Origin of the sequence: Flavobacterium sp. ACAM 123, from assembly GCF_000264055.1 — a bacterium.
Classification (GTDB): domain Bacteria; phylum Bacteroidota; class Bacteroidia; order Flavobacteriales; family Flavobacteriaceae; genus Flavobacterium.
In genome coordinates this window covers 1-6,770 of record NZ_AJXL01000148.1, presented here as the reverse complement: position 1 = coordinate 6,770, position 6,770 = coordinate 1, and the positions used below count along the sequence as shown (strand labels likewise).

General features: G+C 31.9%; 7 protein-coding genes. All 7 read left to right on the top strand.

Annotated features, from left to right (window positions below; translation table 11 throughout):
• The first annotated feature begins 213 nt into the window (after positions 1-213).
• Positions 214-387 carry a class IIb bacteriocin, lactobin A/cerein 7B family gene (locus A3SG_RS21380; protein WP_016991202.1) on the top strand — a complete coding sequence of 58 codons (174 nt, stop codon included), beginning with the start codon at positions 214-216 and terminating at the stop codon, positions 385-387.
• A gap of 38 nt (positions 388-425) precedes the next feature.
• Positions 426-596, top strand: coding sequence for a class IIb bacteriocin, lactobin A/cerein 7B family (locus A3SG_RS0116980; RefSeq protein WP_157485531.1), 171 nt, complete (start codon positions 426-428; stop codon positions 594-596).
• Positions 597-1,182: 586 nt separating this feature from the next.
• Positions 1,183-2,211 (top strand): HlyD family secretion protein, encoded by a 1,029-nt coding sequence (locus A3SG_RS0116970; RefSeq protein ID WP_232226414.1) that lies wholly within the window; start codon positions 1,183-1,185, stop codon positions 2,209-2,211.
• Positions 2,212-2,289: 78 nt separating this feature from the next.
• On the top strand, positions 2,290-4,458 hold the full coding sequence (locus tag A3SG_RS0116965; RefSeq protein WP_016991198.1) for a peptidase domain-containing ABC transporter: 2,169 nt from the start codon (positions 2,290-2,292) through the stop codon (positions 4,456-4,458).
• Positions 4,459-4,887: 429 nt separating this feature from the next.
• On the top strand, positions 4,888-5,148 hold the full coding sequence (locus tag A3SG_RS0116960) for a hypothetical protein (protein ID WP_016991197.1): 261 nt from the start codon (positions 4,888-4,890) through the stop codon (positions 5,146-5,148).
• 1,041 nt (positions 5,149-6,189) lie between these two features.
• Complete coding sequence (locus A3SG_RS22765; RefSeq protein ID WP_016991195.1) at positions 6,190-6,312, top strand: hypothetical protein; 123 nt, start codon at positions 6,190-6,192, stop codon at positions 6,310-6,312.
• A 232-nt stretch (positions 6,313-6,544) separates the two neighbouring features.
• Positions 6,545-6,770: hypothetical protein (locus A3SG_RS22510; protein WP_232226413.1), on the top strand; the 226-nt coding region annotated here is incomplete at its 3' end.

Below are 6,770 nucleotides of genomic sequence, written 5' to 3'. Positions count from 1 at the left end.
TTTTCTAAATAGTATTGGCCAATATTAGGGATTGCTTCAGCTGTTTTGTAATCCTTAAAAAAGCAGAGCAATAGGTTTTAGATAAAGCTAATTTGTTCCTTAAAAAAACAAAGCAATACGAAATGTACAGAAACCGATAAAAATGTAGTATCAAGAAAGTTCTCGAGAAACTTTTTATTGAAATGAAATGTGTAATTTTAAAAACTTAAAAAAATGAATTTAGAAAATTTGAATTTAGTAGAGCTGAATGCTCAGGAAGTACAAGAAATTGAAGGGGGATTTATCCCAATATTATATGTCGGATATATGATGGGCGCAATGCTAGCTAGCTCAGCAGTTGCAATAGGAATTGCAATAAAACATGATTTACAACCGATGTGGAAATAATTTCAAAAAAAACATTATTAAACTTAAATTTCAAAAAAATGACAAATTGTGTAGGATTAACAGATTTGAATAATGAAGAATTAATGGCTATAGAAGGTGGAATTCTTCCCTTATTGGCAATACCCGTTTTAATTAAAGGTATCGGATTGGGATTTGCAGCTGCAGCTGCTGTATATGGTATGATTGCATTGGGAAATCAAATGGAATAATTATGAAAAAAATTAAGATAGAAGAAATACTTCAAGGAATATCTAAGGGGTTTATATTAACTTCGATTTTCTATATTTTTGTGTTTTTATTAAGGTTAATTTGATATCAAATAGTTTCAACTTTTTACTTAATTCTTGTTAAGTATGTAAATTAACTTCATGAACATAAAAATTTGTGAAGTTAATTTTTTGTATCGAAAACAGATTGAACAATCTTTAATTAAAATGAAATTTTCAAAAGAAACATTTCTTGTACTGGTCTTATTATTTACTATAGATTTCATTTATTCCCTATTTAATGAACTCGTCACACACGAATTATTCTTTTGGAAAGTTAATATTTGGATTTATAGAATTTATCAATTTGTATTGTCGTTGTTCTTTATAGCGTTGTATTTTAAACAGAGAATAGAGGATTTAAAAAATATTAATTAGACTAGCAAAAACAAAATCTCAAAAACAGTAAAGCGAAACTTAATGAACCTAAGTTCAGACCCCATAAACACACTACGAAAATCTTATTGCCAAAAACAAAACCAAGAGTATTTCTATCTATTTGGTTCTCATTTTAGCAATACTCATTTTTTTGATAGCGTTACCCTTAATCAAAGTAGATATTAGCAGTCAGAGTCGCGGTATGATTCGCAGTACGACAGATAATGTACCTCTAGGTAGCTTGGTCAATGGTAAGGTTACTTTTGTCCAGCTTAAAAATAATCAGGTAGTACAACAAGGTGATACCCTGATAAAACTTACTCAAGAAAATCTTGATACAGAGAAAGCGACTAATCAAGAACTATCAATCGATTTACAGAATCGCATTCGGGACCTATCCCTTGTCGTTTCAGGAAAAAACAGTTCCTTAAGAACCCCTGCCGTACAACAGGAATGGTTTAGTTATATCAATAAAAAGGACGAGTTGCAAAGCAAAATCACCCAAGCGAAAATAGGCTTTGATCGCAACAAAGGACTCTATGACAAAGGGGTAATTTCCAGAGCCGAATTTGAGAAACACAGCTTTGAATATAAGTATGCTCAACAAGCGCTTTCTGGATTGGAGAAAAACCAGAGAAGCCTATGGCAAAACAATAAAAGAGAACTCGAGGAACAACTCAAAAGCCTGAACGGTACGCTCCAAAAAATAAATGTTGAAGCCAAGAACTATGTCATAACCGCACCATTATCCGGAACTATTGAAAATTTCTCTGGGATTCAGGTTGGTTCCTTTTTAAACGCCTCACAACCTATTGCTACTATTTCGGCTACAGACAAACTAATTGTAGAAAGCTCCGTCTCGCCAAATGATATTGGACTAATACAAAAAAATCAAAAAGTAAAATTTCAAATTGATGCTTTCAATTACAACCAATGGGGTTTATTGGAAGGAAAAGTAATTGACATTGATAAAAATATTACCATTCAGGGCGACCAAGCATTCTTTAAAGTGAGAAGTACTCTTAACAACACAGAAATGAACTTGCAATCAGGTTATAAAACTAAAGTATCAAAAGGAATGACCTTAACTACGCGATATATCATTACCAGAAGAAGTTTATTTGATTTGTTATTTGATAAAATAGATGATTGGTTGAACCCAAAAAATCTAAACAAGTAATATTTCACTTTATTTTCAGCTTTACAATTCAAATAAAAAACTTTGCTACTTAGTGCCTTCGTGGCAAAAAAATAAATTATGGCTTCTATAAAAATAAAACAACATGATATTAAAGATTGTGGTGCTGCTTGTCTCGCATCTATTGGAAATCATTACAAGGTTAATCTTCCAATAGCTAGAATTCGTCAATACGCAAATACCGATAAACGAGGTACAAATGTATTGGGAATCATTGAAGCTGCCGAGAAAATGGGCTTTAGCGCCAAAGGAGTTAAAGGGGGCATGGATTCGATTGATAAAATTCCGCTTCCTGCCATTGCCCACGTGGTAGTCCAAGAACAATTACACCATTATATTGTTATATATAAGGTGGAAAAAGCAAAAGTAGAAAGCCAATCAAAAATCACGGCTATGGATCCTGCCTATGGGCGAATGGAAACGTATACTTATGACGAGTTTCAAAAAATATGGACCGGTGTGCTGATACTTTTTGCACCTAATGATGATTTTAGAACCTATAACGACAAAGTTTCTCCTCTAACCCGATTTTGGCATTTAGTGCAACCCCATAAAACTATTTTGATTCAAGCTTTAGTTGGTGCTATACTATTTACAGTTTTAGGGCTGGCCATGTCAATATATATCCAAAAAATTACTGATTATGTTTTGGTTGAAGGCAATAGAAAGCTATTAAACCTATTAAGTATTTCGATGATTGCCATTATTTTGCTTCAGGGATATATCGGTTCAAAAAAGAGTGTTTTTGTCATGAAAACTGGGCAGTTAATTGATGCTAAATTGATTTTGGGCTACTACAAACATTTATTACACTTACCGCAACGTTTTTTTGATACCATGCAAGTGGGGGAAATCACATCACGAATTGGTGATGCTGTAAAAATTAGGGCCTTTATCAATGATGTCGCTATCGAGATGATTGTAAATGTATTCATCGTTATATTTTCGTTTACGTTGATGTTTACTTATTATTGGAAATTAGCTTTGGTGATTTTGCTAGTCATCCCGTTTTATGCTTTGATTTATTTTATTTTAAATAAATTCAATAAGAAGGTAGAGCGAACCATTATGGAAAACGCAGCGGAGCTACAAACCCAGTTAGTTGAAAGTGTTACCCATATAAGAACGGTAAAGGAATTTGGAATAGAAGAATTCTCTAATTTAAAAACAGAGAATAAATTTGTTAAACTCTTGTTTACAGGCTACAAGTCCGGCTTAAATAGTGTTTTTGCAGGAACTTCGACCCAGTTTTTAGCATCGATTTTTACGGTTATTTTAATGTGGATTGGTTCCGGTTACGTAATTGATCGTACTATCACTCCTGGAGAGCTATTTTCCTTTTATGCGCTGATAGGATACTTCACTTCACCAGTCGCCTCCTTAATTGGCATGAATAAAACCGCCCAAAATGCATTAATTGCGGCCGACCGTCTTTTTGAAATAATGGATTTAGAACGGGAAGAAACCGAGAATAAAATCGAATTAAAAAGAGAAAATATAGGTGATATCAAATTTGAAAATGTGTCTTTTCGTTATGGTTCTCGGACTGAAGTCTTCAAAAGTTTTAATGCTATTTTCAAAAAAAATGAAACCACGGCTATTGTTGGCGAAAGTGGTAGCGGGAAAACGACATTGATTTCACTTTTACAAAATTTATATCCTATCAAAGAAGGGAAAATCTATATAGGAGAATATGATGCTCAATTCATTCATTATCAAAGCTTGCGTAATTGTATTGGAGTAATCCCGCAACAACTCAATTTATTTTCAGGAAATATTATAGAAAATATCGCTTTGGGAGATTCATTCCCTAACATGCAACGGATATTAGATTTGTCAAAACAATTAGGAATAACAGAGTTTGTGGAGAAATTACCCAATGGATTTGCTACACAAATAGGCGAAAATGGGGCCATGCTTTCTGGAGGACAAAAACAACGTCTAGCTATTGCCAGAGCTTTGTATAAAGACCCAGCCGTTCTGCTGATGGATGAAGCAACGTCCTCATTAGACACAAACGCTGAGCATATTGTAAAACAGGTTATAGATGATTTTAAAGCCCAAGGAAAAACAATTATCGTTATCGCACATAGATTAAGTACCATTGCCAATGCGGATACTATTCTGGTAATGGAAAATGGAACTATAGTGGAATCTGGAAATCATAAAGATCTATTAGAGCAAAAAGGAAAGTATCATGATCTATGGAGCAAACAAGGATTGGTTTAAAAAAGGCTCATTAACTTTCAATCATAAATTTAAACCAACGAAGATTTGAATACTACAATAAAAAGTCTACGAGAAATGAATTTCTTATCGAAATTCCCGAATTTCGATAACGATAGTTTGCATTGTATATCTTCTTACTCTAGTTTTGGCATCAGGAAAGTGAAACGGTTTAGAGTAAGACGTTACTGTTAACTGGAATCCTTTTTTTAAAATGTAGTTTGGCCAAATTATAAGAGATTGCTTAAGCTGCATTGTAACTCTATAAAAAAAGTAGCGCAATAGGTTTTAGATAGAGCTAATATGCAACCTTAAAAAGTAAAGCAATTCGGAATCTACAAAGGCCGACAAAAGGAATATATTAGAAAGAAAATTTTCGAGAAACTATTCCTATTAGCAATTATTAATTAACAATTTTAAAAACCAGAAATTATGAAAAGTGAATGGATAGCAAATTACGAGGAGAATAAAATTAAAATAACTAATAATTGGTTTTCTGGTGAAAAACTATATGTGAATGATGAATTACAAGATGAACAACTAAATTTTATTACTCCCAGTAATATTACTGGAAATTTAACTAACAAAGATGGAGTTAAACTAACTATAAAGGCAAATTTATCAGGTTTTTTTACAGTCAGTTGCAGGTTGTTTATTGATGACAGAAAAGTGGAACTCAGGCAAACAAAGTAAAAATGATTAAGAGCACATGAAAATATAAAAGAGTTTATTGGTGGTATGGCCAAACAAATTCTATGAATAGAATAGGGATTACATATTTGATTATTGCATAGTTTAAGTATGTATTTTACTAGTTGAAAGGAACAGACGTAAATACTAATTTTGGGTTATGGTTATTGTAGCGTTTAAATTGAAAGCTAGTAACTTGAAAGGTTGAACAGTAAAGCTAAAGTTTGAAAGCTCGGAGTTAAAAATAAATAGTAGAGTTCACCATTTGAAACTTAAAAAAAGTAGTTAAAATTAAAACTTACACACTTTATGAGACAGTGCCTAGTTTAATAAAGAGTTTCTAGTACAGTGTCAAATTTAATTGATAAATCTAACTCAAGTTATTTTGGGCTCACACACTTAAAGAGGCTGTGTTCATTATTAATTGGTACCTATAAAGAATTGATTTTTCTGTTCATCGTTTACCTCTGTATTTTTTTATTAGAAAATCATCATGTGTAGAACAATAAATGAATCCAGAGAAAGAGTTTTTTGTTTGTCTTTTTAAATAAAATAAATTAACATGATATTAAAAATTGCAATGCTCCTTGTTAGCTATTTATTAGAATTTATTTTAAGCTTTTTGTAACTATAATTGGCATTTGCCAATAGGAGTAATAGTGGTAAATGCGGTACAGAAGTGTTGGGAATAATTCAGCTGTATGGTAACCGTGTAAAAAAAACTGAGCAAGGGCTGAGATAAAGTTACAATCTCCACAAAACCAAGCTTGGAATTCATCGATTTTTTTTATTAATATTTAATTTTAAAAACTAGAGATCATGAATTTACAAAATTTGAATGTAGAAGAGCTTAATGCTCAGGAAGAGCATGAAGTTGATTGTGGAGGCTGGATTGCTTATGCCCAAAAGCTTTAGAAGACTCAGATAAAAATTGGGATAATCTCAAAACAGTATTTATGGATACAATTCTTATGGTAACTGTGGTTGGTAACAAATAATAAACAAATATTGTGAAAAAATATTATAGAGTTATCACATTTAGAAATGGTTAGTATTAATGGCGGCGGTTTAGTTGAAGATGCTGGATACGCTGTTCACGCTGTTGAATGTGCTATAAAACAAGCAAATCATAAAGTTGTCGACACAGTGTCTACTTGGTTTGATTAACTAATAGTATTTCTAAAAGATGGGCTGCGTCAGTTAAGCTGAGCGCAGTCTATTTTGTTATATAATTTATCGACCACTATTTATAATTTTTAACAATTATCACTAACTATGCAAAAGTTTTGTAATAAATTTCAAGAAAAGGACGTTTATTTTGATTTTATATACCTTTTTTAACTATTTTTATATTAAATGTTTTTTTCTAATTTCGACGTATCTAATATATAACAAGCCATTGTTTGATACAGATGATTTGAAAATCTTTAGAACTCCTGAAAAACTACTCCTGCTTGTTATTATATTACCTGTTGTAGAAGAATTTTCGATGAGAGGTTTGTTTGTTGTAAATAATAAATTAAATATTATTTTATGGACAGTCTGTTTACTTGCAGTTTTATTTAGCTTTATTTCACTACTTGGAGTTTCAATACCACTAACATTTGGAATAGTCGCTTTAAGTC